Raw genomic sequence first — 22,375 nt, 5'->3', positions numbered from 1 at the left:
CGACCCCTCGGCACATCCACACCCAAACCTCTCACCAGGAGTGGAGACCGTGACCGCATCATCCCAGAACCCGCCCGGGGCCCTGCCCCCGGAAAGTCCGCAGCAGCCCCCGTCGGTGCAGGCCGCGTTCGCCACGTTCGGCGTCGCGCTGCCCGTCCCGGTCGGAGACCCGGCCGCGCCGGCGCCCTCGAACCCGGGCGTGCCCGCGCACCTGGTGGTGGACCGCCCGGAGCCGCTGTTCCCGCAGTGCGCCGACTGCGGAACCCGCAAGGGTCCGCTGACGCCGTGCCCGCAGGGACGCCGCTACCTGTCCGGCGGCCAGGTCCTGCACTGCACGGACCACGCCCCCGCCATCACCCCCGTACAGGCCGCCACGGGCGTGCTCACCGCAGCGATGAAGAACGGCCACGAAGCCCCGCACGAGCTCGCACAGGCCGAGCAGGACGCCGGCATCCTCTTCGACCCGCAGCGGGCCAAGGCCATCGAGGACGCCGCCCGCGAGCAGGCCCGCGCCGAGTACGCCGCCGAGCTCGCCGAGCGCGGCGAGCAGCTGGCCATCATGACCGACTTCAAGCACCGCCTCGACCGCGTCATGCGCGCGATCGAGGGCCGCCCGGACAACGACACCATGCTGGTCCGCGAGATCCTCGCCGCCGCCCACGACACCGCCCCCTACGCCGACGTCCCCATGACGCTGGCCTGGACCCGCAGCGTCGATGTCCCCGAGCAGGGGGCGGAGGACCAGCGGGCCGTGGTGGACTGCGTGACCGCGCACGGCGGCCGCGCCCACCTCGTCCTCACCCGCGACGAGCGCCAGGCCCTCGCCTCCCTCCTCGACGCGGAGATCGTCCGGGACATCCACGCGCCCTGCCCCCACTCGCAGGCCTGCGGCACGGACCACGACCTCGACCCCGCCGACCTGTTCGGCTGGACCCGCGTCCAGATCGGCGGACTCGACGAGCCCGCCCGCTGGTACTGCACCCCGGCCTGCGTCTCCCGCGCCCTCACCCGCGCCGGCGAACAGCTCGCCGACGCCGACGACCGCGCCGACCTGGACGGTGGACTGTGACTACCGTTCAGGCCACCTATCTCGGCTGGGAGCAGCCGGAGCACCTCGCGGCCTGCAAGCGGCCGCAGTGGCTGGTCGACTTCCGCACCGACGAGGGCGAGTTCCGCGAGCGGTACAGCGGCGACGCCCACAAGTGCCCCAATGACCAGTGCGGACACGCCGACCGATACTCGCGCACCACGGTGCGGATCGTGTGCCCGTCCTGCCAGGCCGCGTTCGTCTTCCGCGGCGAGGGCGACTTCAGCAGCGGAATGACCGCGAACACCACGCACGGCTACGGCCTGCCGCCCCGCAAGGTGGCCGGGCTGCTGCTGTGGCCGGGCGAGCCGTTCCTCAACTTCGGCCGCCTGTCCAGTGACGAGCCGTACGACTTCCTCGTCACCCGTCCCGGCGTCACGCGGGTCACCCGCGCCGACGTCGTCGGCGCGATCATGCAGTCCCGCGGCAAGCTCGGCGGCGTCACCTGGACGGCGGCCACCGACCCGCGTGACTCCAAGTACCTGCGTGGCCGGATCGACTGGGCCCGCAACAGCGGTGGCGACAAGCCGCTGCGGTCGGTGACGGCGGCCGCGAAGTGGATCGCCGCCCAGCTCCCCCCGTCGGGTGGTGAGGGCCGGTGAGCACCCGCGAGTCGAACCTGCGCGAGTCCTGCGGGCTCGGCGTGGGCGTTGGGAAGTGCACCCGCGACGGCAGCCAGCCGTCTGCGGGCGGAGCCACCCAGCCCACCGCAGTCCTCACCGACAGGGCGATCGCGCAGATGCGCCGGGCGGGCCTGGTCCGGCCGCGGCCGCCCTACCCCGGGCAGGAGTGGCGGCCGCGCACGGAGGCCGAGCAGCACCTGCTCCGCGAGGGCTACCGCCTGGACCGCCTGCGGCTAGTGCTGCTGGAGGAGGTCGGACGGCTGCGCCAGGCGGCCGCCCTGGCCCCGCGCGCGGAGGTCCTCGCGGCCGCGGCCCGCACTGCGGATCGGCTGCGGGACTGCCCGCTGTCCTCGGCGGAGCTCGGTGCGATCGCCGCGGCCGCCGCCGGTGAGTCACCGGAGGAGACCGCGAGCCGCTTGTGCCTGTCGTACGACGCGGTCCGCTCGCAGCGCAAGCGCGCGGTCTCGCGCCTGCAGGCGCGCAGCGTCGCCCAGGCGGTGGCCTTGTGCATGGCCGCCGGATGGATCACCCCACAGCAGATCACCGGGGGTGTCGCCCCGTGATCTGGTTACTGGCCTTCGCCGTCGCCATGGGCGTCTTACTGGCCGTGGCGGTGATCGCCGACCACTGGCCCGTGTGGTCCGTACGCCGCCAGCTGCCGCCGATCGGCCAGCCCGTCCGGGCCGTCCCGCCGCCGCTCCCGCCGTCCCGGTGGGGGCACGCCGACCACCCGCACACCCGCCTCCCCGGCCCCGGCCGCCATCGCGCACCTGGAGGTACCCCGTGACCACCCGCGCCGACACCATCGCCACCGTCCTGCGCCGCCCCGTCCTGCACCGCCGCCTCCTCGCGCACGAGCTGCGTGAGCGCCTGGTGCAGGGGCTCGGCCCCGGCTCCACGGACGCGGAGTGGACGGCGACCGTGCCGCAGCTCGCCGAGGCCCTCGACACCGCCCTCACCAAATGGGACGCGGCCACCGCCGGCGCCCTGGCCGGAAGCGAGGCAGCGGGTCACGCCCTGGTCGTCTCGTACGAGGGCAGCGACCTGGTCGGCCGCTGCCAGTGCGGCCCCGTCCTGGGCCGCGTCCGCCCTGGCACCGCGCTCGACTCGCTCGCGGTGCCGTGGGTGCGGCACACCAGCCTCGACCTCGCCGCCGCCGCCATCCGCGCCAGCGCCTGACCGTGCCCTCCCCGATCCCCCGGGCGGCCGGGACGTGCCCTGACAACCGTCCCGTTCGTCCGGCCACAACTGAAGGAGCATCACATGCGCCGTACCGAGGCGCTGAAGGCCATCACCCGTGTTCTCAAGCAGCCCGTCGAGAACGTGCCTGCCGCTGACTTGATCTACGGGCGTGCGCTGGCTCATATCGAGGACCCCAACCACCCAGAGGCCCCCAAGCCGTGGGCCATGCAGGTCGACGTCCTCGCGCTGAAGATCGCTGCCCAGCTGCACCTGACCGACGCCAGCCGGGAGGCGAGCCCGGTCGAGCAGGCCGAGGACGCCAAGCGCCGCCGCGACATCGTCGGCGAGGTGGGCGCGCTGATGGACGGGCACGCCCAGCTCACCTCGGCGCCCTGGTACCCGGGGCGCCCCGGTGACCTGGTCCACGTCCACTACGAGGCGGTCGGCGACATGGCCGCGTTCGGCGAGACGTACGTCATCGCCGCGGGCGACGGCGGCTTCCTGTCCATGCAGCTGCTCGCCCACACGCTGCCCGAGGCCACCGACCAGAGCATGGTGGGCTGCTTCGCCGTCGAGGACGACCCGGACCCGCTTTCGGAGTTGTGGATGGAAGCGGGCCCGCACCGGCTCACCATCGTCCGCGACGGCCGCCCCGTCCACATCGGGGGTGAGCGGTGAACACGCGCACCCTCCCGCACGATCCGTACATCACCGCCGTCTGCGACGCACTCACCGCCGCCGGACTGGAACTCACCGACCGGTGCTGGACCGACGACGGCGAAACCCGCGGCACGTACTGCTACCTCGACGCCGTCATCACCCTCGACCCGAGCAACACCCACGACCTCGACCACGACGACATCCCGACCGACGCCGCATGGCCGCACGGACTGCTGCTGATCTGGGAGTGGCACACCGGCATCGAGGAGGAGCACGGCGAGCCGGAACGTGGCCCGCTCTGGCAGTTCGCCGAGCTGAAGGACGACGGATCCAACGAGTACCCCACGGTGCTCCCCGTCTACGGCTACGCCAGCCCGGCCGCCGTGGTGGAGGCCGCCCGCAAGGTCATCTCCCGCGAGATCGGAGCCGGGCACTTCCACAACGGGGGCCTGGCGAAGTGGGACGGCGGCATCATCGGCGACTCGTGGGAGCGGCACGCCGAGCTGGACGCCGCGTGCGAGGCGTGGGCCGCCGACGAGGTCGTCGAGTGAGCGCCGTCGACCCGCACGCCGAGGCGCACCGGCTGAAGAACGAACGCAGGTGGGGCGCCCGCCGGATCGCCCGGGAGCTCGGTATCAGCCGGTACGAGGCCGAGAAGCTGCTGAAGCGGCCGCTGCCTCAGCCGGTGGCCGAGGTCACTCGTGCGGTGGCTGAGCCGGTGGCCGAAGTGGCCGACGAGGAACGGCCGGTGGCTGACAAGGTGGCTGGCCACCTCGACACCCTGGTCGGCCACACCCCCACCGGCGGCCGCCGTCTGGTGATCGACCTGGACCAGTTCCCGGGCCTGGCCGAGGACCTGGCGCTGCTGCAGCGCACCGGAGCCAAGTCCCCGGCCCACGTCGTGGACTTCGCGGTCGACCGCCTCGCCACGGCCTATCGCACGGCGAGGGCTCGCGGACTGCTGCGCGACGGCCAGGCCTTCGAGGTCGTGTCCATGTGGCTGCGGCCGACGGCCCGGGTACGGCGGGCCGCCTGATGACCGGGCCGTCCGCCCCGTCCCTCCCCCCGCTGCGGGGCGGCCGGCCCACCCCACGCACGACCGATCTCTCTTGGAGGTGGCTGGTGTTGATCCGTGCCTACGCGGTGCTGGCCGGGGCCGCGGCCGCCGTGCTGCTGATCGTGGCCGGCCTCGACGGGGCGCCGTCGGCCGCCGTCCCGCAGCCCAGCCCGAACCCGCCCCCGTACCCGCCTGTTTCGGCTGTCGGGGACGGCAGGTAAGCGCCGTGGCTGGCTGGTGGGCGCCCGCCGAGCTGTACGGCCTGTGGGTCGACTGCGGCGACTGGCACCACCGCCGCGGTAAGTGGCTGAGCCTGCCCTGGGCCCGGTTCACCTGCCGCCACGGCTGCAGCAGCGAGGCCTTCGGGGCCGCCGACGTCGCCTACTTCACCGAGCACATCGATGACGACCACGCCCGGACCTGCCCGGGCACGGCCAAAAGGAGTTCCTGATGCCCGAGTTGTTCGGCAGAGCCATACCGACACCCCGTGACATCGCCACCGGCGTACGAGGCCAGGCCGCCCCGATGCCCACCGCGCCGCGCTACGACCGGCGTGTGTGGGAGCAGGCCGTGATGGCCGGCGACCTGCACGCGAACGCGCGTCTGGTCGCGCTGATCCTGGCGCACCACGCCGGGGACAGCGGCTACCTGGCCGCCGGGAACGTCCAGGACGCCCGGAACCTGACCGTCGAGGCGGGGCTGCGCGGCCGATACGTCCGCCTGTCCCTGACCCAGCTGGAACACGACGGCTACATCTCCCGCCCGTCCATCCACGGCTGGGACGAGCCGCGGCCGCGGCCGGTCACCCTCACCCTCCCGGCGGCGGCCACGCGCAAGGAGCCCCCGAGTACCGCACGTGCCGGGGGCCCTGCGTGACCGACATCCACGTGCCCGGCCAGTTACCACTGCTGCCCGCCGACCCGGCCCGCTGGGGCGGCCCCTCCGCCGTCCCAGCGGGCCCGATCAAGACCAGAAACCGCATCGAGTACGCCGTGCCCTGCGACGGCGACGGCGGCTGCGGCATGGTCCACCGCCACATCAGCCCCGGCATCCGCACGGGCCCGTGCGGCGCCACCTACACCGTCCCCGGCGGCGAGGAACTCGCCGACGACACCAGTTAGGACCTCGTGAACCGTCTGCCCGCCAGCGCTGCTGAGCCCCGCCACGTCCGTGGTGGGGCCGGTGGTGCTGGCCGGGCAGAAACGGTCCTGCCGCCCTGGCACGGGCAGAAGGTCAAGCTCGCGAAGCGGGTGTGGGGCAGCGGGCACTACTCGCACGGCGCGGTCCGCTACGCCGCCCAGGTCGCCGCTCTGGCGCAGCGCGGCCGCCGCTGCCGCGCCACGGTCGCCACCCTCGCCGCGTACATGGGTGACGGCAAGCGCACCGCCGAGCGGCGCCTGGCCGAGCTCGCCGCCCAGGGCCCGGACGGTGTGCCGGAGATGGAGGTCACCCGGCACACCGCCGCCGGCGGGAAGGGCGAGAGCGCCGAGCGCCGCATGCGGCCCGTCGCACCGGGCGAGCACTTCGCGTACGTGCCCGTGGCCGCGGCCAAGACGCTGCGTCCGGCCCTGTTCGCCGCGTACTGCGCCCTCACCTACGCCGACGCCACGAACACGCCTGCGACGGCCGCCGAGCTCGCCTCACTCCTGGGCGTCACGGAGCGGTCGGCGCGGCGCCTGGTCGACGAGCTGGAGGCGCTGGGCTGGATCACTGTCCACCGCCGTGAGGGCCGTCAGGGACGCCACCAGATCACCGTCCACGACCACCCCCTCCACCCGGTCCCCGACCCTGCGGGACCGGACACAGATGGCGGATCGGGTCCGGACCCGGATGGCGGATCCCTCGCGATCAAGGAAGACACTGGACTGACTGACGGGAGCACCACGCAGGTGGGTGGGGCTTTCCGCCGTAGGCGAGGTACCGGTAGTAAGCCCGCCACTCCTGTGGATACCGCCGGTAACGGTTCTGGGTGTAACTATCCGGTAGCCGCTCACGCCCCGGTGACGTTCCGCCCGGCCGTGCCCCGGCCACGCCGCCCGTACGACGGCCCCCAGCTGACCCTCAGCCCGCGTGTGTGGACGGTCCTGGAGCCCGTACGCGACCTGCTGCCCGGCATCAGCCCGTACCTGGTCCGGCGGATCGCCCGCGAGATCGGCCGCCAGCTCGATGACGGCATCTGGGCCGAGGACATCCGCGACCAGCTCGCCAGGATGCGCCGCTGGACACCCACCGAGGAGATCCGCGACCCGGGCCGGTGGCTCCTCGGCGCTGCCCTCCCCCCACGTCCCGGCAAGTGCGGCACCACCGACTGCCACTACGGCTTCCAGCGCTACACCGGCCTCCCCTGCAAGGCCTGCGCCGAACTCGAAGCCGACCGCGCCCGCGGCGCCCACCCCCCGCATACCGCCCCCTGGCACGAGTGCACCGAATGCCAAGCGCCCTCCCGCCAGCCCCTCCCCGGCGGCCTGTGCCACACCTGCACAGCCGCATGACCCCGCCGAAAGGACCCGATGCGATGCCCTACCCGACCACGCGCCCGCCCGCCCCCAACGGGCCTGCCACCTGTCCCAGATGCCTCGCCCTGGTCATCTGGTGCGTGACCGTGAACCAGAAGGCCCAGATGGTCGACCGCGACCGCAACCCCGACGGCAACCAGGCCGTACGCGTCGACCACACCGGCCGCTGGCTCGTGCGGCAGCTCACCCGCGAGCGGCCCACCCCCGAGGCCGGCGAGAACCTCCACATGCCCCACGTCGTGACCTGCCCCGTCCCCGCACCCCGCCGCACCCCCACACCCGGCATCCCACGCGGCCGCCGCGGCGTACGACCCGTGCGCAGGTGGGGCCGGTGAACATCCGCCAGGACCTCGCCGACCTCCTCCGTGCCGGAGCCACCTACGCCGAGATCAAGCAGCAGCTGCACGTCAGCGACGGCGCGATCAGCCACGCCCGGCACGCCCTGGGTATCCCCGTGCCGCCCGGCCGGGCCAAGCGCACCCGCGCCGAACTCGCCGCCCTCGAGGACCAGGCCGTCACCATGCTCCGCAACGGCGCCACCCACGCCGAGATCTACGCCGCCACCCGACTCAGCCCCAACCGCATCTGCGACCTGCGCAAGGCACACGGCATCCCCGTGCCCGGCCTCCACAACGTCTGGGGCGCCCGACGACTCACCGTCGACCAGGCCTTCACCCGGCACGCCAAACCCGACGCGACCGGCGAGCACCTGCTGTGGACCGGGCCCCGCGCCGGCCGCGGCTTCACCCTGACCGCCTCCGGCCGCACCTACAACGCCCGCGCCGTCGCGTTCGAGAAACACCACGGCCGCGAACCCGAAGGGCACCTGCGCCGCACCTGCGAGGAACCCGACTGCATCGCCGGCGCCCACCACACCGACCACCGCATCCGCCAAGCCCACGCCCGCGCCGACCACGCCTACACCGCGATCTTCGGACCAGACGCATGACCACCGACTACACCCTCACCAGCCTCGCCATCGCGGCATTCCTCGGCATCGCCGCCGCGCTCACGATCCTCCTCGCCGGCGCCTATGTCGCCGTCTGCCGCGCCCTCGACACCCGCACCGTGCGCGCGTGGGCCGACGCGAACGGGATCGACTGCCCGCGCGTCGGCCAGATCCCCAAGCGCGTCCTCGAGGCCTGGCGTACCGCCAACAAGCCCGAGTGAGCACGCGTACGGCCGCCCCTGCGGACATCAGGGGCGGCCGCCCGCCCATCCCACCACACCCACCAGGAGCCACACCATGACCGACCCGACCGCCGCCGACCAGAACCGCAAGTTCCTCACCACGCTGGCCAATCTCGGCATCGCCACCCACCGACTCGACCAGATCCGCGACGCTGCCCGTCTCCACCGGAAGCAACTGATCGGCCTCAGCGAGCTGTACGCGGTGATCGACGCGGACGCGGCCGCCGAGCAGACGCCCGCCACCAACCGGGCCGCGCTCCGCGACCGCATCGCGGAGGCCCTGTACGAGCGCGAGCGCCCGCCCCGTGACCCGCACTGGGCTGACGCCTACGCAGCCGACCGCGAGGTGTTCGAGGCGATGGCTGACGCGGTGCTGGCCGTGCTGCCCGAGCCCGCCGACGTGCTGCCCGAGGCCGCCGACCGGGGCGCCGTCCTCCGCGAAGGCGCCGACCGGCTGGACGCGGGCATGGAGCGGTTCTTCGCCAAGTGGCCCGACGAGCCCCGGAACTCGCCATATGCGCTGGGTCAGAAGGACGCCGCCGCCGAGCTGCGCCGCATGGCCGACGAGACACCGGCTGCCGCAGACGACGGCGAGGGAGACGAACTCGTCTGCGTCGACATGTGCGGCAACTGCGACGCCTGCGGGATGGAGCCCTTCGGCACGCCCGCCGAGGGATGGCGTGAGGCCGCCCGGTACTTGCGCCGCACGGCCCGCGAGTCCGGCAACCGGGCGGCCTCGCTGTACGGGGCCCAGGTGATCGAGGCCGAGCTGCGCCGCATGGCCGACGAGGCGCAGCAGCAGGAGACCGACGCGGACGTGGTCGAGGCGCACCGTCTCGCCCTGTCCTTCGCGCTCGGCCTCGGCACCAGCGCCCCGTGGGACGCCATCCGGGAACGGGCTGCCGAACTCCACGGAGCCGAGGCGCAGCCCACCGAGACCGACGACACCGTCCACGCGTGCCCCGGCCGGTGGGGTGGCCCGGACTGCCGCTGCTTCGACACCGAGCTCGCCGACGAGGCGCAGCAGCAGCCCGACACCGAGACGCCTGCGGACCCCAAGTGCGTGTGCGGCCACCCGACCCGACTCCACCACGAAGACGCCTGCCTCCTCAGCGGATGCGGCTGCGGCGACTGCCTGGAGACCAGCGCGCTCCCAGAGGCCCTCGAAGCCGTCCTCACGAAGCGGTTCACCGAACTCGGCAACCAGTTCGCCGAGATGCGCGTGCACGAGCAGGGCCCCGACGGATGGCCCGCCAGCCGCCTCGTCAGCCCGCGCATGGTCGCCGAGGTGCTGCGGGAACTCCTCGCCGCTGGCCGGGGCGCCGACGGCAGGCCGGAACTCCGCCTCCCCGACCACACCGTCAACGAGGAAGAAGCCCCAGACGCCGAGCGCCCCGACGAGGCCGCCGAGGCATGGACCTGCAAGTGCCCTGCCGAGATCTGCGGCTGCGCCCACCACTCGCCCGCCGCCGGGGCGCGGCAGGACGGGGCGCAGACGTGATCGGGGAGGCCGTCGACACGCTCCTCACCCTCGGCTGGGGCCTCCTCGCCTGGATCGTCCTCACCTCGCTCGCCGCAGCCCTCGCCCTGCACGCCGTGATCGCGGTCGCCTGGTGGACCGTACGGGCCACGTGGCGCGCACTCCGGCGGCCCCTCAGCGGCCCGTCGTGGGCACGCGGACGCCTCCAGGCCCGACGCATCGCCCGCGCCCGCGTCAAGCCGCCACACGACTACCAGGAGGCCGCGTGATCGCCCGAGCCATCGGCATCGGCATCGCCGCCGCCCCATTCATCAGCGCCGCCCTCCTCGGCCTCCACCGAGCCGCACACGCCATCACCACCCGCACCAGGAAGGACCAGACCACGTGACCGACCCGACCATCACCGACCTCCGCCGCGAACTGGCGAAGGCCGAAGACGCCCTCAGCAACTGCCTCCTGCACCTCTCCCGGCACGCGCAGGCCAACGCCGCACTGCACTGCTCCGAGCGCGTCATGTACTCGCCGCTGCACGCCAAGGTCGAAGCCGTCATCGCGGGCATCGTGCACGCCCTCAAGCGCACCGAACCGCAGCAGCTGCCCACGCTCGACCACCGCAGCAGCGACGGCGTATGGGCCGCCCTCGTCGCCGACCTAGACCGCTGCAAGCACGGCCGCCACCAAGGCGACGCATGCGGCCCCGCCGACGCCTGCACGGGCACGTCTGCCGGGAACCCCCACCTCCGCCCCGGCCAGGTCATCGGCTACGGCCTGCGCGGCGACCACATCGTCATGCCGGACCGGGAGCACAAGCACGACCCGACCGCGTGGCGAGTGCAGCCGGACGGCGGTGAGCAGCGATGACCGACCGCCACACCGTCGACACGATCACCAGCGACCAACTCGACGCCCTCCAGCTCCGCGCCGCCCGCATGGAACACGCCACCAAGCAGGCCGCCGAACTGGCCGTGCGCCTGGAGGACGCTGAGGCCACCGCCGAGCAGCACGCCCGCAACACGGAGACCGTGGCCCGCGAGCGCGAGACCTACCGGCAGGCGTGGAAGGAAGCGCAGCGCATGCGCGCCAAGGCCGAGCAGCGCACCAAGCAGGCCGAGGCCGCCATCGCCCGCGTGCGCAAGCTGGCCTCCCGATGGGCTGTCCTCCGCGCCTATGGCGGCGCCGCGACCGAGCTGCGCGCCGCACTGGACGAGCCCAAGGTGGACGACTCCAGCCCGGCCGCGCCCATCGTCGACCGGCCGTTCCGCTCCCACCGGAAGCCCGCCAACCCGACCGCCGCCGAGCCCGTCTGCGGCTGCACGTACGGCGACCGCTGCCCCAACTGCCGCGACTGAGGAGCTGACCATGACTGCCACACTCGCCATCGACTTCGACGGCGTCATCCACACCTACGAGCGCGGCTGGGCCGACGGCACCATCTACGGCGACTACAAGCCCGGCGCCCTCACCGCACTTCACCACCTGATCGACCACTACGCGGTGTTCGTCCACACCACCCGCAACCCGCGGCAGGTCGCCCGCTGGATCGAGCGCACTTCCGGCTACAGCATCGACTGCACGACCCGTCTGCCGCGCACCTGGTACGGCCGCCGCAAGCCGTTCTGGAACGTTCGCGGCCTACTGCTGGTCACCGACCGGAAGTTCCCTGCCGTCGCTTACCTCGACGACCGCGCCGTCCACTTCACCGACTGGAGCCAGGCGCTGACCGACCTTGCTGTCGAGTCCTCGCTCATCGAGGGCCTCGCGCGGCAGCAGATCGACGAGCACCTCGGCAACGCCTGAGCACGAGGAAGGGGCGCGCGCCACGGCGCCCACACCCAGCACACCCAGACCACCGAAGCGATCAACGACACCGTCATCGACGTCCTCCACGCCGCCTGCTGTGAGACCTGGTGGACCAGCTGCGGCTTCCACCACGACCCCACCTGCCCCAACCACACCCGCAAGGAACCGAGATGAGCAGCCCCGACAAGCGCCTGCGCGCCGCCGACTTCACCGCCGCCCACTGGCACCAGCACGCCATCAACAGCAGCAACATCCCCGCCGCCCACGCCATCGCCTGCATCCGCGCAGCACTGCAAGGCGAGACCGACCCCAACCAACTTGGCCTCGACGACGAAGCCCACGACGCGTTCAGCGCCGCCCTGGACGAGCCCAAGGTGGACGACTCCGGCCCGGCCGCGCCCAACCTCGTCCACCCCGAGCCGAAGCCCCAGGCCAGCGAGCCGCGCACGGTGGACGAAGAACCCGCCCTCGACGAGCCGTCCAGTCCGGCAGCGACCGAAGCGACCCAGGCCGAGAAGACCACACGCGTCCTCGCCGCGCTCCATCGATCCGCCGAACAGGACGTGAGCCGCGTCATCACCCTCTACGAACGCTGGGTGAAGGCCGGACCGCCGCTCGGCACGTCCATGACCGGCTACTTCCAGTGGTGGCGCGAGCACCTGGCCGAGCTGCACGACGCGATCCGCCCGCCCGCCGAGCCGTCCGGCACGGGGGACGACACCAGCCGGATCATCGTCGACCGGCCGTTCCGCTCCTACCGGAAGGCCGCCAGCACGGCAACGCCCCGAGTCCTCGCCGAGATCGGCTACGAACGCACCCGCCAAGACGCCAAGTTCGGCGAGCAGAACCACCCCGACGGCACCGGCAACAGGGACCAGCAGGACGCCGCCGAGAGCGCGCGCCGCTGGTGCCAGGACTCATTCGGCGCGGGCTACGGCACCTGGTCCGCCGTGCTCGCCGAAGAGGTCGCCGAGGCCAACGCCGAACGCGACCCGGCTCGACTGCGCGCCGAGCTCGTCCAGGTCGCCGCCGTCGCCGTCGCCTGGATCGAAGCCATCGACCGACGCACGACCGCCGGCGCCCTCGACGAGCCGAAAGACCAGACGAGATGACCGACTGCCCGCCCAACGCGTTCTGCCCCGACCACACCGAGGCCGTCGCCGCCGCGGGCCTCGCCGCCGGCATCTTCGCCGCCGTCGCCCTGGCCCTCGCCGCCACCCTGGCCATCCGCGGCACCCTCGGCGCCCTCACGCGCGCACGCGCGCACCTGCGAACACGCGCGCGAAACGCAGACGCGCGTACGCGCGCGAACCCCACCCCTACCCGCCAGTACGAATGACCGCGCCCCACCGCCCCGAAAGAACGATCATGATCAAGGCCGTCATCCGAGACCACACCGGCCCCGTCGTCCTCCTGGGCTTGTCCGGCGAGAACGTCACCCGCCTCATGGCCAACGAACCGATCCTCGTCAACCTCGCCGAGCTCGGCCTGCCGCCCCTGCGCATCGCCATCGTCGGCGGCCGTACCGAGGCGCACATCGTCGCTCAACTCGACCAGCAGTACGGCCCGCTGCCGTTCAGCTGCCCCCGCTGCCGCCGCACCTCCCACCACCCCGACGACAAGCGCTACGGCTACTGCGCCCACTGCCACACCTACACCGGAGCACCCACCCCATGAAGCAGCCCGCCACCGACGACCTGGCGCAGATCCGCGACCAGCTGCGCGAGGAGATCCGCGAAGCCCGCGGCACCCTCAAGGACCTCCGCTACGAGATCAAGACCGCCCGCGAGCTCATCGAGTCCACCCACGACCTCGCCACCCAGCTCTGCCGGGAGAAGGTCGAGGCCGCCATGAAAGCCGAAGTCACCGCCGCGATCGACGCCGTGAGGAAGGCGACCAGCGAGCAGATGCGCACGTCCACCGCGAAGGTCATCGCCGAGTTCGACAAGCTCCGCGACCTCCTCCTCGGCCACGACCGCGTCGCCGACGGCCGCGAGGAACGCTCCATCCCCGAACTCCTGCAGGACCCCGCCATCCTCACCCACGCCCGCCGAGCAGCCAGCCGCAACCACGCCGAGGCCAACCGTGACTAGGCCGACCCGCGGCGAACTCGTCATCTACCGATGGCGCTGCCCCTACTGCACGAACGGCGACATGGGGCCCGCCACCGGCCGCTGCCTGCACTGCCACGGCACCGGCCTCACCAACGACGTCGGCGGCTGGGCCGAAAACGAGCTCACCCCAGCCCCACGGCCACCCGGCGTCATGCGGAAGGCCTGCATCGACTGCGCGTTCCGCCGCGGCTCACCCGAACTCGAAAACGCCGGCATGCAGCTCCCCGAAACCGAGGACGGCCCGTTCTGGTGCCACCACGGCATGACCACCGGCCACGGCGGCACCTACCAGCCCCTCGCCACCTACCGACCCGCCGGCGCCACCAAGGAACTCCCACTCGGCGAACTCATCTGCGCCGGATGGTGGGCCCTCCACACCGGCCAGCAACTCCCCACCGAGCCCTACCGCGAACCCGCCACACCCCGCACCACCCCCGAGGCCCACCGTGAGTAACTGCATCATCTGCACCCGCACCGCGCCCGACGGCTCCCGCGCCTGCCAGCTCCACGCCGACGAACTACGCGCGTGGCTCACCGAACTCCCACGCCAAGCCGCCCTGCTGGAGGCCTTCGTCGCACCCTCCGCACGCCCCACAGCCGGCCGTATCGGGGGCACCGGCCGCGCCCACGCCCCCATCCCCGCCGACCTCCGCGTCCTGACCCTCCTCGGCCCCGGCCGCTACGACCCCACCGGCCCCGACGACGACGGCACCGCGCCCATCACCGCCACCCTCGGCGCCTGGGCCGGCCACATCGCCTACCACTACCCCGCCGCCACCCGCGACCCCCACGGCACCGCCCACACCACACCCTGCGAACAGGCATGGCCCACCCGAGGCGAAACCATCACCGGCTGGTGCAACTGGCTCCTCGCCTACCTCCCCTTCACCCTCACCCTCCCGCTCGTCGACGACTTCCACGAGCAGCTCGGCAACCTCATCCGCCGCATACGCGACCTCACCCACGCCACACCCCACCGCCACGCCATGGCCGCGCCCTGCCCCCAGTGCGAGGCCCTCGCCCTGGTCACCGTCGACGGGCAGTGGGACATCCGCTGCGAGGCCTGCGGCCACCACCTCGAACGCGAGGCGTACGACGAGCACGCGAACGCCGTCCTCGCCAGGCTGGCAGAACGTCAGCAGGCCCCGTAGACAGGGGCATTGTCAGACCCCCACGGAATCATGGAAATCGAACGCCCTGGCGACGGCTGTCCTCCGTCCCAGGGCACGGCCGATCCGTGAAGGGAAGACCGGCATGCCGGAACCTACCGTGCGCTGCGCCTGCGGCAGAACCATGTCCCCCGACGCACCCCGCGGCCGCGGCCACTACCGCTGCGGCTGCGGCAACCGCATCCACCTCACCATCCCCGCCCAACGCAGCACCCAATGCGTCGGCGCCCACCGCGGCGAACCCTGCCGGCTGCCGCCCGCCATCACCGAACCCCTGCCGCTGTGCGACGACCACTTCACCTCCACCGGCCTACGCCGCTACGCCAGCTGGTGGACACGCCCAGACGATGAACTCGCCACCCTCATCGCCATCGAACGCACCCGCATGCAGCTGGAAGCGATGGAATACGAGCAGCCCTTCATCGATCACTGGATGCGCGAGGTTGCAGAGCGGGACAGGCAGCTGCAGCAACGCCGCACCCCCGAAGGACGACAGCGAGACCGCGAGCAAGCCGACCAGGAGGCGCACGGCCTCGTTTACTTCGTCCGCTCCGGCACAGCCGTCAAGATCGGCAAGACACTCAACCTCGCCCAGCGCATGCGCGACATCAACGCCCCCGAAACCGAACTCCTCGCCACCGAACCCGGCTACACGCGCCGCGAACGCGAGCTCCACCAGGCCTTCGCCCGCTACCGCCTCAACGGCGAATGGTTCCGCCTCACCCCGCCGCTCATCGCCTACATCAGCGACCTGCGAGGCGCCGAACGCCTCCGGCCCGTCTCACCTGCACCAACCAACATCGACAACCCCGCACCCACGCTGTAACGTCGAAACAGCAGCCACCCCCTGCCCAAAAACCACCCCAGGCCCCGCGAGCACCGCTCCGGGGCCTGCGCCACACCCGGGGGAGGTGAGACTGTGCCTCCCGCCGAGCCGAAGTTCCCCAACCCGCCCCTCGACGAGATCCAGCCCGGCACCCTCTTCACCGTCGCCCAGGCCGCGGCCCACTTCGGCGTCAAACCCGTCACCATCCGCCAATGGGCCCACCGAGGCAAGATCACCCACGTCCCGCTGTCCGGCAATGGCCCCCGCCTCTACCACCTCGGCCCCCTCGCCCAAGCCGAACGTGACGCCTGGGAGAACGGCGCCGACCGCGCCAAACGCGGCGGCCGCCACCCCGACTGGAAACCCTGCACCGACACACCGCTCAGCGGCGTCGCAGGATACGCCTCCGCGCTGGCCAGTCACTTTCAGCGGGACGGAGCACCTTGCGACACCCAGCGGTGAAGCCGTCGAGCATCTGCTCTGCATCGCTTTGGTCCCGGAGAGCGAACTGCAGCTGGCTCTGAAGCAGTTCGTTGCGGTCGCGGCCGCCGGCGACTATGACGACCCAGTCGCGAAGTCGTCCGGACAGCAGCTCGATGGCCTGGGAGGCGATCTGAGCACGGTGGGCGACATTGTGTGGGCCCTCGATGGCCACTGCGCCGACAGCCCGCGCGACGATGGCACGCTGCTCGTCAACGTCCTGGAGCCGTGCCTGCACGGCGCCCTGGTCGAAGTCCTCGTCCCTGAACACCTCCAGGAGTGCGGTCGCAGCGTCCTGCCGGGCGAGGAGAGCAGTCGCGCACGCGCTGTACGCCTGTCGACGGGCCTTCTGTTCTTCCGTCTCGGCCTGCGCCCGACTGGTGATCCTGGCCGCGCCCAGCACGCCAAGCGCTCCGACTACCGTCCCAAGGAGCGTTCCGCTGATGCCTGCCACGCCGAGCAACATCGTTGAGTCCACCGCGCTATTCTCCGCCCTACGCCTCGTCGGCATCAGCACCCACTGACACGGACTCTCGAACGAACCGTCACAGCCCCGTCACAGGACCCACACACCCGGGCCCGCGCCGCGCATCATGGCCCCTCAGCCACACCACTCCCAGGGGGGACCATGCGCATCCGCACCATCGCCGCCGCACTCGCCGCCGTCGCAGCACTCACGCTCACCGCCTGCGAAAGCACCAGCGACAGCAGCTCCAGCAAGCCGGACACCGCTACCGAGGACACCAGCGGCCAGACGAAACCGGACACCAACACCACCGAGACCGACACGCCCGCCACCGAGACCGACACGGCCGCGCCCGCCACCGACGCCAGCGCCGACGAGACCGAGCCGGAGACCAGCGAGGTGCCCGACGTCGTCGGCATGAACCACGGCGAGGCCCAAAGCCTGCTACGCAGCAAAGGCTTCATGGTCAACGAGGAGGACGCGTCGCCCGAGGGCCGCTGGATCCTCGACAACAGCAACTGGAAGGTCTGCCGCCAGGACCCGGCGCCCGGCGCCACAGACGCCCTCCGCGTCGCCATCTACTCCGTCAAGCTCGACGAGACCTGCTGACCACCCAACAGCCGCCGCCTGCCACGTACCAACGAGGCAGTGACGCGCCTAGGTGACGCAGGCGGCTCCCCACGACACACGGGGGCGCCTCCGGTGACCTGAACCCGGAGGCGCCCCCGTGCAACGAGAGGAGCAGCCGTGGCCGACCACGACGACGAGGACCAGGAGCACGACAAGGTGGCGGCCGAAGTCCACGACGCCATCGCCACCGTCCTGCACCGCACCAAACACGAAATGCTCCTCAACACGGTCGTCATCACCGTCACCGCCGACCAACAAGGCGAGAAGACCCTCAGCTGCTTCACCAGCCCCGACCAACGCACCTGGGAAACCCTCGGCCTCCTCGAATTCGTTCAGCTCGACCACGGCGCCTTCCTCACCGAACGCCGCATCGTCGACGACGACTAACCACACCGTCAGCCAGAATGGCGGCATGACAGAGGACCTGGCACGGTGGCTCGGCGAGCAGCTCGACACCGACGAGCGCACCGCGCGGGCAGCGGAGGGCCACATCAGCGAGCTGCTCTCCTGGCTAGAGATCAGCCTTCCCGCAGTCGAACGGCACATCGAAACCCACGAGCCAGCTCGGGTACTGCGCGAGATCGAAGCCAAACGGCAGATCCTCCGAGGGCTGGAAAGCGCAGAGGTCGCGCTACGCAACACGGAACCCGGCAGGGAGCCGCACGAGCTAATGACGGGCGCCACCAACTCCCAGCGCGCGATTGTGCGAACGCTCGCCGCCGTGTACGCCGACCGGCCCGGCTACCGCGAGGAGTGGCGGCCGTGATCCGACCCATGCAGAAGGTAGTGACCATGAGCGACGAGCGCAGCCTCACTCTTGCCCGTGTCGTCCAGACATGCCACGCCTGCCCATCCCAATGGGACGCCTGGACGACCGAAGGCCAGTACCTCTACCTCCGCTACCGGCACGGCATAGGCAGCGTCGACGCGCAGCCCAGCGAAGACCCCGACACCTGGGACCTGAACAAGCTGCCCATCATCGAATGGCACGACGACAACGGCAACAGCGACATCGACCTGGACGAGTTCCTCCAGAAGGCCGGGCTCCAACTCGCCCAAAACGCGCACGTCAACTGACCCACGCAGGAGGCGACGCGCAATGCCCCCCACCCCTGCAGACGGGCACTGGAAAGAAGAACCCTCACAATGGCGCACCACCCCCAGACCCCGGGGATGGAAAGCCCTCAGGGCCGAAGCCCTGGAACGCGACGGCAACCAGTGCACGTGGATCGACGACGGCCAGCGCTGCACCAACCAGGGCACAGACGCCGACCACATCGGCGACCCAGACGATCACCGCCTCGACAACCTACGCACGCTCTGCGGCTACCACCACCGCAAGCGCACCGCACTACAGGCCCGCGCCGCACGCGGCGAACTCCCCAGCCGACAACGGCCACGCCCCGCTCACCCAGGCCTGATCACCACGCAGCGAGCGCCGAGCGCACGTCGAGACGTCTCTCGAAATGATCTTGATCTTCCGCCGTTTTGAAAGGGATCTCCCAAATGGGGTGGGGGGTGCCCCCGCTCGTCTCTCGCTCTGGCCCCCGGTGCGGCATAGCAACTCGCGCCGTGTACGGGTTCCGGAGTCTGGCCCCGCGCCGGGGCGAGGCGGGGGCGTGCGTGGCCTGAGGCAGAGGCGCCGGGGTGATCGCACCCCCTGTACGGCAGACGGGCACACAGGCCCTCGACCTCCACGGGGTGCAGCATCTTTGCTGGTCAGCGCCTCATTTCGTTACACGCCCTGGTAGGCTGGGAGGCGTGATCCGGACGGCGTGCGAGTACGAGCCCTGCGGCGCCGAGCTGCGCCGTACCGGCGTCGGCCGGCCCCCGCGGTTCTGCAGCACCCGCTGCCGAGTGGCCGCGCATCGTGCCCGGAACGCCGTCCCTGCTGAGCTCCGCGAGCGTCGGCGGTGGGTACGCCGCGGCGACGACAAGGCGCCCCTGCGAGCGGACACCGGGCGCCGCGCCTCCACCACGGCGCCGTCGACCTGGCGCACGCACGCCGAGGCGGCGCGCTCGCCGCACGGTGCCGGGCTCGGCTACGTCCTGGCCGACGGTGACGACGTCGTCGTCCTGGACCTCGACCACTGCCTCGACGGCGGCCGGCTCGCCCCGTGGGCGGCCTCGATCCTCAAGAGCTGCCCGGCCACGTTCGTCGAGGTCTCGCCCTCGGGGACCGGGTTGCACATCTGGGGCCGCGGGCGCCTGACGCGCGGCCGCCGCATCCGCCGGCCGGACGGCGCCTGCATCGAGGCCTACAGCTCCGGCCGGTACATCGCCCTCGGCCACCGCTACCACCAGGCGCCGCTGCACCTGGCCGACTTGACCGACGTCCTCGACTCATTGCTCTGACCGGAGGGCCCGATGCCCGAGCTGTTCACCGCCGCTGACCTTCGTGCACTCGCTGATGCCGTCGAGCGTCTCAGCGGCACGACGCAGACGACCGGCGTCGTCATCAGCGGCTGGGGACACGGCGAGATCCGGCTGAAGGACGTCGTGATCCAACTGCAGTGGCGCAAGGACGACGACGCGCCCGACGTCCGCACCTACCAGGGACCCGAGCCCGCTGCCCGAGGCGAGTACGTCATCGAGTTCCCCGACCCCAGCTGAGGGCGCCCGCGCCGCCCTCCCGCCGAGGAGGTGACGGCGATGCCCGGACCGCTGCCCGCGGAGAACAAGCGGCGCCGCAACGCGCCCACCGTCCCCACCACGAAGCTCCCGGTCGGCGGCCGCACTGCACCCACGCCGCGGCCGCCGACCTGGGCCAAACTCGGCAAGGTCGGCCGCGCATGGTGGAAGTGGGCCTGGTCCACGCCGCAGGCGTGCGCCTGGGCCCCGGGCCACGAGGCGATGATCGCGCGCCGCGCGTCCCTCGAGGACGACCTCGCCGCGCTCGGCACCGTCAACTCCCTCGAGCTGTCCGAGCTCCTGGACGCCGACGCCGCCGGCGCCAACGAGCTCAAGGGACTGCTGCAGCGGCTCGCCGCCCTCGCCTCCGGCAGGCTGGCGATCTGCCGCGAGATGCGTGAGCTCGACGACCGCCTCGGCCTCACCCCCAAGGGCATGGCCGCGTTGCGGTGGACCGTCGTCGACGACGGCACCGCACAGACCGCCCCCGCGGCGACGCCCCCGGAGGGCGTGGCCGATCTGACATCGCGCCGGCGCAGGCTGACCGACGCATCGTGACCGGGAGGTATTCATGGCGCAGTTGGTGAAGCTGGAAGCCGGCGACGTGCTGGTGCTGGCGAATGTCGGGGACACCGCCGCCGAGGACCTGGAGTATCCCCTCTCGTGGCTGAGGGAGCGTCTTGGGCTGGCGGAGGTCGTGGTGTTCGCCGGGGATGTCGACTTGTCCAAGCTTCCTCCTCGCGATGCCTCGTGAGCTCGTCCGGCACCCTGAGCACACGCGGCGTCGGGCGCTCGGGGTGGTGCTGGCGTGGATCGAGTGGTTCTGCGTCCACGGCCCCGGTGACGTCCAGGGACGCGGACTGCACCCCCGGCACGGCCTCGACGCACTCCCGCTGGACGATGAGTTCGCCGGCCTGATCCTCGACTGCTATGCCCACGACCAGACCGGGCGGCGCCTGTACGACACGGTCGCGATCTCGCGTGCGAAGGGCCGCGCGAAGTCGGAGCTGGCGGGGTTCATCGGTCTGGCCGAGGCGTTCGCGCCGGTGCGGTTCGCCGGGTGGGCGACTGGTGGTGAGCGGTACCGGTGGCGGGATTTCGTCTACGAGTACGAGCCGGGCGAGCCGATGGGGCGCCCGGTGACGTACCCGTTCATCCGCTGCCTGGCCACCGAGGAGTCCCAGACCGGGAACACGTACGACAACATCAACTTCAACCTCGAGCACGGTCCCCTGTCGGAGGGGCTCCCGTCAAACACGGCCGGCATCACCCGGGTGTTCCTGCCGCAGGGCGGCGAGGTGCGGCCGTCGACGGCGGCCGCCGCCTCCCGCGACGGCGGTAAAGAGACGCTCGCGATCTTCGACGAGCCACACCTCTACGTCCTGCCGGAGCTGCGGCAGATGTACCGCACCGTCGACCGCAACCTGCGCAAGCGCCGCGAGGCCGCGCCATGGGCGCTGCTGACGTCAACGATGTACCAGCCGGGCGAGAACAGCGTGTTCGAGAAGCTGCACGAGCGCGCGAAGCTGATCGCCGAGGGAAAGACGCGCGAACGCAGGCTGCTGTGGGATCACCGCGAGGCGCCGGCCGACGTCGACCTGACCGACATGGACGCCATGGTCGCCGCGCTGCGTGAGGTGTACGGGCCGTTCGCCGACGCGCTGGACCTGCGGGGCATCGTCGAGTCGGAGTTCTGGAACGTCGAGAAAGACCCAGAAGAGTCACAGCGCTACTTCTTCAACCAGCCGACCGCGGCCCGGGACGCGTGGACGACGAAGCCCGACTGGGCAGCGTGCGCGCAGCCCGAGCTGCTCGTCGCCGAGGACGCGCCGATGGTGATGTTCTTCGACGGCTCCAAGACCGACGACGCCACCGGCCTCGTCGGCTGCGACGTCGAGACCGGCCACGTCTTCGTCCTCGGCTGCTGGGAGAAACCGCTGGGCCCGGAAGGGGAGCACTGGGAGGTCGACCGGGCGGACGTCGACCGCGTCGTCCGCGCAGTCTTCGAGGACCGCAACGTGCTGGCGTTCTTCGGGGACGTGAAGGACTTCGAGTCCTACATCGACACCTGGGCTCAGGACTTCGGCGAGCAGCTGCTCATCCAGGCCACCGTCGGAGCCCGAGCGCACCCGGTCGCCTTCGATATGCGCGGCCGAGTGCGGGACTTCACCGAGGCCTGCGTGCGCGCGGAGATCGATATCCGCGAGCGGGACCTGACGCACGACGGCGACTCGCGGCTGCAGCGGCACGTCCTCAACGCGCGGCGCCGGCCGAACCGGTACGGCGTCAGCATCGCCAAGGAGAACCGCGAGTCCCCGCACAAGATCGACCTCGCGGTCTGTGCGATCGGCGCGCGGATGGTGCGCCGGCTGCTGCTCGCCTCACCGGCGTGGACGAAGTACAAGGCCGAACGCGCGAAGAAGAAGCGCCGTACGGGGCGTGTGATCGGGTGGAGGTGAACCG

At 71.9% G+C, this 22,375-nt stretch carries 40 protein-coding genes; all 40 read left to right on the top strand.

What is annotated here, in order from left to right; translation table 11 throughout:
* The first annotated feature begins 49 nt into the window (after positions 1-49).
* The 40 genes from HJD23_RS44665 (at position 50) to HJD23_RS03980 (ending at position 22,371) form a co-directional block, all read left to right on the top strand.
* Positions 50-1,069 carry a hypothetical protein gene (locus HJD23_RS44665; protein ID WP_171111282.1) on the top strand — a complete coding sequence of 340 codons (1,020 nt, stop codon included), beginning with the start codon at positions 50-52 and terminating at the stop codon, positions 1,067-1,069.
* Entirely contained in the window at positions 1,066-1,689 is a 624-nt protein-coding gene (locus HJD23_RS04165) for a hypothetical protein (RefSeq protein ID WP_171111281.1), read from the top strand. Before HJD23_RS44665 ends, HJD23_RS04165 begins: the two co-directional genes overlap by 4 nt.
* Positions 1,686-2,273 (top strand): LuxR C-terminal-related transcriptional regulator, encoded by a 588-nt coding sequence (locus HJD23_RS04160; RefSeq protein ID WP_171111279.1) that lies wholly within the window; start codon positions 1,686-1,688, stop codon positions 2,271-2,273. The genes HJD23_RS04165 and HJD23_RS04160 overlap by 4 nt, the downstream gene beginning before the upstream one ends.
* The gene (locus HJD23_RS04155; protein WP_171111277.1) at positions 2,270-2,497 is read left to right on the top strand and encodes a hypothetical protein; all 228 of its coding nucleotides are present in this window, start codon (positions 2,270-2,272) and stop codon (positions 2,495-2,497) included. The genes HJD23_RS04160 and HJD23_RS04155 overlap by 4 nt, the downstream gene beginning before the upstream one ends.
* Positions 2,494-2,889, top strand: coding sequence for a hypothetical protein (locus HJD23_RS04150; protein ID WP_171111276.1), 396 nt, complete (start codon positions 2,494-2,496; stop codon positions 2,887-2,889). The genes HJD23_RS04155 and HJD23_RS04150 overlap by 4 nt, the downstream gene beginning before the upstream one ends.
* 84 nt (positions 2,890-2,973) lie before the next feature.
* Positions 2,974-3,570 (top strand): hypothetical protein, encoded by a 597-nt coding sequence (locus tag HJD23_RS04145; RefSeq protein ID WP_171111274.1) that lies wholly within the window; start codon positions 2,974-2,976, stop codon positions 3,568-3,570.
* Positions 3,567-4,103: a hypothetical protein gene (locus HJD23_RS04140; protein WP_171111272.1), complete on the top strand. Its 537-nt coding sequence runs from the start codon at positions 3,567-3,569 to the stop codon at positions 4,101-4,103. The genes HJD23_RS04145 and HJD23_RS04140 overlap by 4 nt, the downstream gene beginning before the upstream one ends.
* Entirely contained in the window at positions 4,100-4,588 is a 489-nt protein-coding gene (locus HJD23_RS04135) for a hypothetical protein (protein ID WP_171111270.1), read from the top strand. The genes HJD23_RS04140 and HJD23_RS04135 overlap by 4 nt, the downstream gene beginning before the upstream one ends.
* Before the next feature lie 86 nt (positions 4,589-4,674).
* Positions 4,675-4,830 carry a hypothetical protein gene (locus HJD23_RS04130; protein ID WP_171111268.1) on the top strand — a complete coding sequence of 52 codons (156 nt, stop codon included), beginning with the start codon at positions 4,675-4,677 and terminating at the stop codon, positions 4,828-4,830.
* 5 nt (positions 4,831-4,835) lie between these two features.
* Complete coding sequence (locus HJD23_RS04125) at positions 4,836-5,060, top strand: hypothetical protein (RefSeq protein WP_171111267.1); 225 nt, start codon at positions 4,836-4,838, stop codon at positions 5,058-5,060.
* Entirely contained in the window at positions 5,060-5,485 is a 426-nt protein-coding gene (locus HJD23_RS04120) for a hypothetical protein (RefSeq protein WP_171111266.1), read from the top strand. The genes HJD23_RS04125 and HJD23_RS04120 overlap by 1 nt, the downstream gene beginning before the upstream one ends.
* Entirely contained in the window at positions 5,482-5,730 is a 249-nt protein-coding gene (locus tag HJD23_RS04115) for a hypothetical protein (protein ID WP_171133984.1), read from the top strand. Before HJD23_RS04120 ends, HJD23_RS04115 begins: the two co-directional genes overlap by 4 nt.
* Positions 5,731-5,736: 6 nt before the next feature.
* A complete protein-coding gene (locus HJD23_RS04110) occupies positions 5,737-7,101 on the top strand; it encodes an SgrR family transcriptional regulator (protein ID WP_171111264.1) in 1,365 nt (454 codons plus the stop codon).
* A gap of 23 nt (positions 7,102-7,124) precedes the next feature.
* Positions 7,125-7,460: a hypothetical protein gene (locus HJD23_RS04105; protein ID WP_171111263.1), complete on the top strand. Its 336-nt coding sequence runs from the start codon at positions 7,125-7,127 to the stop codon at positions 7,458-7,460.
* Positions 7,457-8,074 (top strand): hypothetical protein, encoded by a 618-nt coding sequence (locus HJD23_RS04100; RefSeq protein ID WP_171111261.1) that lies wholly within the window; start codon positions 7,457-7,459, stop codon positions 8,072-8,074. Before HJD23_RS04105 ends, HJD23_RS04100 begins: the two co-directional genes overlap by 4 nt.
* A complete protein-coding gene (locus tag HJD23_RS04095) occupies positions 8,071-8,295 on the top strand; it encodes an Lsr2 family protein (RefSeq protein WP_171111259.1) in 225 nt (74 codons plus the stop codon). The genes HJD23_RS04100 and HJD23_RS04095 overlap by 4 nt, the downstream gene beginning before the upstream one ends.
* A gap of 76 nt (positions 8,296-8,371) precedes the next feature.
* On the top strand, positions 8,372-9,817 hold the full coding sequence (locus HJD23_RS04090; protein ID WP_171111257.1) for a hypothetical protein: 1,446 nt from the start codon (positions 8,372-8,374) through the stop codon (positions 9,815-9,817).
* Positions 9,814-10,065 (top strand): hypothetical protein, encoded by a 252-nt coding sequence (locus HJD23_RS04085; protein WP_171111255.1) that lies wholly within the window; start codon positions 9,814-9,816, stop codon positions 10,063-10,065. The genes HJD23_RS04090 and HJD23_RS04085 overlap by 4 nt, the downstream gene beginning before the upstream one ends.
* Entirely contained in the window at positions 10,062-10,184 is a 123-nt protein-coding gene (locus HJD23_RS44660; protein WP_277347767.1) for a hypothetical protein, read from the top strand. The genes HJD23_RS04085 and HJD23_RS44660 overlap by 4 nt, the downstream gene beginning before the upstream one ends.
* Entirely contained in the window at positions 10,181-10,657 is a 477-nt protein-coding gene (locus HJD23_RS04080; protein WP_171111253.1) for a hypothetical protein, read from the top strand. The genes HJD23_RS44660 and HJD23_RS04080 overlap by 4 nt, the downstream gene beginning before the upstream one ends.
* The gene (locus HJD23_RS04075) at positions 10,654-11,145 is read left to right on the top strand and encodes a hypothetical protein (RefSeq protein ID WP_171111251.1); all 492 of its coding nucleotides are present in this window, start codon (positions 10,654-10,656) and stop codon (positions 11,143-11,145) included. The genes HJD23_RS04080 and HJD23_RS04075 overlap by 4 nt, the downstream gene beginning before the upstream one ends.
* A gap of 10 nt (positions 11,146-11,155) precedes the next feature.
* Entirely contained in the window at positions 11,156-11,593 is a 438-nt protein-coding gene (locus tag HJD23_RS04070) for a hypothetical protein (protein ID WP_171133983.1), read from the top strand.
* A gap of 173 nt (positions 11,594-11,766) precedes the next feature.
* Positions 11,767-12,708 (top strand): hypothetical protein, encoded by a 942-nt coding sequence (locus HJD23_RS42985; RefSeq protein ID WP_206326043.1) that lies wholly within the window; start codon positions 11,767-11,769, stop codon positions 12,706-12,708.
* A complete protein-coding gene (locus HJD23_RS04060) occupies positions 12,705-12,935 on the top strand; it encodes a hypothetical protein (protein ID WP_171110606.1) in 231 nt (76 codons plus the stop codon). The genes HJD23_RS42985 and HJD23_RS04060 overlap by 4 nt, the downstream gene beginning before the upstream one ends.
* A 29-nt stretch (positions 12,936-12,964) precedes the next feature.
* A complete protein-coding gene (locus HJD23_RS04055; RefSeq protein WP_171110607.1) occupies positions 12,965-13,273 on the top strand; it encodes a hypothetical protein in 309 nt (102 codons plus the stop codon).
* A complete protein-coding gene (locus tag HJD23_RS04050; RefSeq protein ID WP_171110608.1) occupies positions 13,270-13,689 on the top strand; it encodes a hypothetical protein in 420 nt (139 codons plus the stop codon). Before HJD23_RS04055 ends, HJD23_RS04050 begins: the two co-directional genes overlap by 4 nt.
* A complete protein-coding gene (locus tag HJD23_RS04045) occupies positions 13,682-14,164 on the top strand; it encodes a hypothetical protein (protein ID WP_171110609.1) in 483 nt (160 codons plus the stop codon). Before HJD23_RS04050 ends, HJD23_RS04045 begins: the two co-directional genes overlap by 8 nt.
* On the top strand, positions 14,157-14,861 hold the full coding sequence (locus HJD23_RS04040; RefSeq protein WP_171110610.1) for a hypothetical protein: 705 nt from the start codon (positions 14,157-14,159) through the stop codon (positions 14,859-14,861). Before HJD23_RS04045 ends, HJD23_RS04040 begins: the two co-directional genes overlap by 8 nt.
* A 103-nt stretch (positions 14,862-14,964) precedes the next feature.
* Entirely contained in the window at positions 14,965-15,705 is a 741-nt protein-coding gene (locus tag HJD23_RS04035) for a GIY-YIG nuclease family protein (RefSeq protein WP_171110611.1), read from the top strand.
* 93 nt (positions 15,706-15,798) lie between these two features.
* Positions 15,799-16,167 carry a helix-turn-helix domain-containing protein gene (locus tag HJD23_RS42980; RefSeq protein WP_206326044.1) on the top strand — a complete coding sequence of 123 codons (369 nt, stop codon included), beginning with the start codon at positions 15,799-15,801 and terminating at the stop codon, positions 16,165-16,167.
* A 28-nt stretch (positions 16,168-16,195) separates the two neighbouring features.
* Entirely contained in the window at positions 16,196-16,657 is a 462-nt protein-coding gene (locus HJD23_RS04025) for a hypothetical protein (protein ID WP_171110612.1), read from the top strand.
* Between the two features lie 156 nt (positions 16,658-16,813).
* Positions 16,814-17,260: a PASTA domain-containing protein gene (locus HJD23_RS04020; protein WP_171110613.1), complete on the top strand. Its 447-nt coding sequence runs from the start codon at positions 16,814-16,816 to the stop codon at positions 17,258-17,260.
* Positions 17,261-17,398: 138 nt separating this feature from the next.
* Positions 17,399-17,668, top strand: a complete 270-nt coding sequence (locus HJD23_RS04015) for a hypothetical protein (RefSeq protein WP_171110614.1) — start codon at positions 17,399-17,401, stop codon at positions 17,666-17,668.
* A gap of 25 nt (positions 17,669-17,693) precedes the next feature.
* Positions 17,694-18,047: a DUF6221 family protein gene (locus HJD23_RS04010; RefSeq protein WP_171110615.1), complete on the top strand. Its 354-nt coding sequence runs from the start codon at positions 17,694-17,696 to the stop codon at positions 18,045-18,047.
* Positions 18,048-18,073: 26 nt separating this feature from the next.
* Positions 18,074-18,358 carry a hypothetical protein gene (locus tag HJD23_RS04005; RefSeq protein WP_171110616.1) on the top strand — a complete coding sequence of 95 codons (285 nt, stop codon included), beginning with the start codon at positions 18,074-18,076 and terminating at the stop codon, positions 18,356-18,358.
* Positions 18,359-19,042: 684 nt separating this feature from the next.
* Complete coding sequence (locus HJD23_RS04000; RefSeq protein ID WP_171110617.1) at positions 19,043-19,636, top strand: DNA primase; 594 nt, start codon at positions 19,043-19,045, stop codon at positions 19,634-19,636.
* Between the two features lie 12 nt (positions 19,637-19,648).
* The gene (locus HJD23_RS03995) at positions 19,649-19,894 is read left to right on the top strand and encodes a hypothetical protein (protein ID WP_171110618.1); all 246 of its coding nucleotides are present in this window, start codon (positions 19,649-19,651) and stop codon (positions 19,892-19,894) included.
* A gap of 39 nt (positions 19,895-19,933) precedes the next feature.
* Positions 19,934-20,470: a hypothetical protein gene (locus tag HJD23_RS03990; RefSeq protein WP_171110619.1), complete on the top strand. Its 537-nt coding sequence runs from the start codon at positions 19,934-19,936 to the stop codon at positions 20,468-20,470.
* A gap of 13 nt (positions 20,471-20,483) precedes the next feature.
* Complete coding sequence (locus HJD23_RS03985; protein ID WP_171110620.1) at positions 20,484-20,666, top strand: hypothetical protein; 183 nt, start codon at positions 20,484-20,486, stop codon at positions 20,664-20,666.
* Entirely contained in the window at positions 20,656-22,371 is a 1,716-nt protein-coding gene (locus tag HJD23_RS03980) for a Terminase (RefSeq protein ID WP_171110621.1), read from the top strand. The genes HJD23_RS03985 and HJD23_RS03980 overlap by 11 nt, the downstream gene beginning before the upstream one ends.
* The last annotated feature ends 4 nt before the right edge of the window (positions 22,372-22,375 follow it).

Origin of the sequence: Streptomyces sp. Z423-1 (assembly GCF_013009255.1) — a bacterium.
Lineage (GTDB): Bacteria > Actinomycetota > Actinomycetes > Streptomycetales > Streptomycetaceae > Streptomyces > Streptomyces gossypiisoli.
This window is presented reverse-complemented; position numbering and strand designations above follow the sequence as displayed.

Bases quoted from the DNA above. Each gene is read 5' to 3' on its own strand.
- HJD23_RS04145 (WP_171111274.1), top strand. From the start codon at position 2,974: ATGCGCCGTACCGAGGCGCTGAAGGCCATCACCCGTGTTCTCAAGCAG.
- HJD23_RS04120 (WP_171111266.1), top strand. From the start codon at position 5,060: ATGCCCGAGTTGTTCGGCAGAGCCATACCGACACCCCGTGACATCGCC.
- HJD23_RS04105 (WP_171111263.1), top strand. From the start codon at position 7,125: ATGCCCTACCCGACCACGCGCCCGCCCGCCCCCAACGGGCCTGCCACC.
- HJD23_RS04095 (WP_171111259.1), top strand. From the start codon at position 8,071: ATGACCACCGACTACACCCTCACCAGCCTCGCCATCGCGGCATTCCTC.
- HJD23_RS04090 (WP_171111257.1), top strand. From the start codon at position 8,372: ATGACCGACCCGACCGCCGCCGACCAGAACCGCAAGTTCCTCACCACG.
- HJD23_RS04075 (WP_171111251.1), top strand. From the start codon at position 10,654: ATGACCGACCGCCACACCGTCGACACGATCACCAGCGACCAACTCGAC.
- HJD23_RS04070 (WP_171133983.1), top strand. From the start codon at position 11,156: ATGACTGCCACACTCGCCATCGACTTCGACGGCGTCATCCACACCTAC.
- HJD23_RS42985 (WP_206326043.1), top strand. From the start codon at position 11,767: ATGAGCAGCCCCGACAAGCGCCTGCGCGCCGCCGACTTCACCGCCGCC.
- HJD23_RS04060 (WP_171110606.1), top strand. From the start codon at position 12,705: ATGACCGACTGCCCGCCCAACGCGTTCTGCCCCGACCACACCGAGGCC.
- HJD23_RS04055 (WP_171110607.1), top strand. From the start codon at position 12,965: ATGATCAAGGCCGTCATCCGAGACCACACCGGCCCCGTCGTCCTCCTG.
- HJD23_RS04050 (WP_171110608.1), top strand. From the start codon at position 13,270: ATGAAGCAGCCCGCCACCGACGACCTGGCGCAGATCCGCGACCAGCTG.
- HJD23_RS04035 (WP_171110611.1), top strand. From the start codon at position 14,965: ATGCCGGAACCTACCGTGCGCTGCGCCTGCGGCAGAACCATGTCCCCC.
- HJD23_RS04020 (WP_171110613.1), top strand. From the start codon at position 16,814: ATGCGCATCCGCACCATCGCCGCCGCACTCGCCGCCGTCGCAGCACTC.
- HJD23_RS04010 (WP_171110615.1), top strand. From the start codon at position 17,694: ATGACAGAGGACCTGGCACGGTGGCTCGGCGAGCAGCTCGACACCGAC.
- HJD23_RS04005 (WP_171110616.1), top strand. From the start codon at position 18,074: ATGAGCGACGAGCGCAGCCTCACTCTTGCCCGTGTCGTCCAGACATGC.
- HJD23_RS03995 (WP_171110618.1), top strand. From the start codon at position 19,649: ATGCCCGAGCTGTTCACCGCCGCTGACCTTCGTGCACTCGCTGATGCC.
- HJD23_RS03990 (WP_171110619.1), top strand. From the start codon at position 19,934: ATGCCCGGACCGCTGCCCGCGGAGAACAAGCGGCGCCGCAACGCGCCC.
- HJD23_RS03985 (WP_171110620.1), top strand. From the start codon at position 20,484: ATGGCGCAGTTGGTGAAGCTGGAAGCCGGCGACGTGCTGGTGCTGGCG.
- HJD23_RS03980 (WP_171110621.1), top strand. From the start codon at position 20,656: ATGCCTCGTGAGCTCGTCCGGCACCCTGAGCACACGCGGCGTCGGGCG.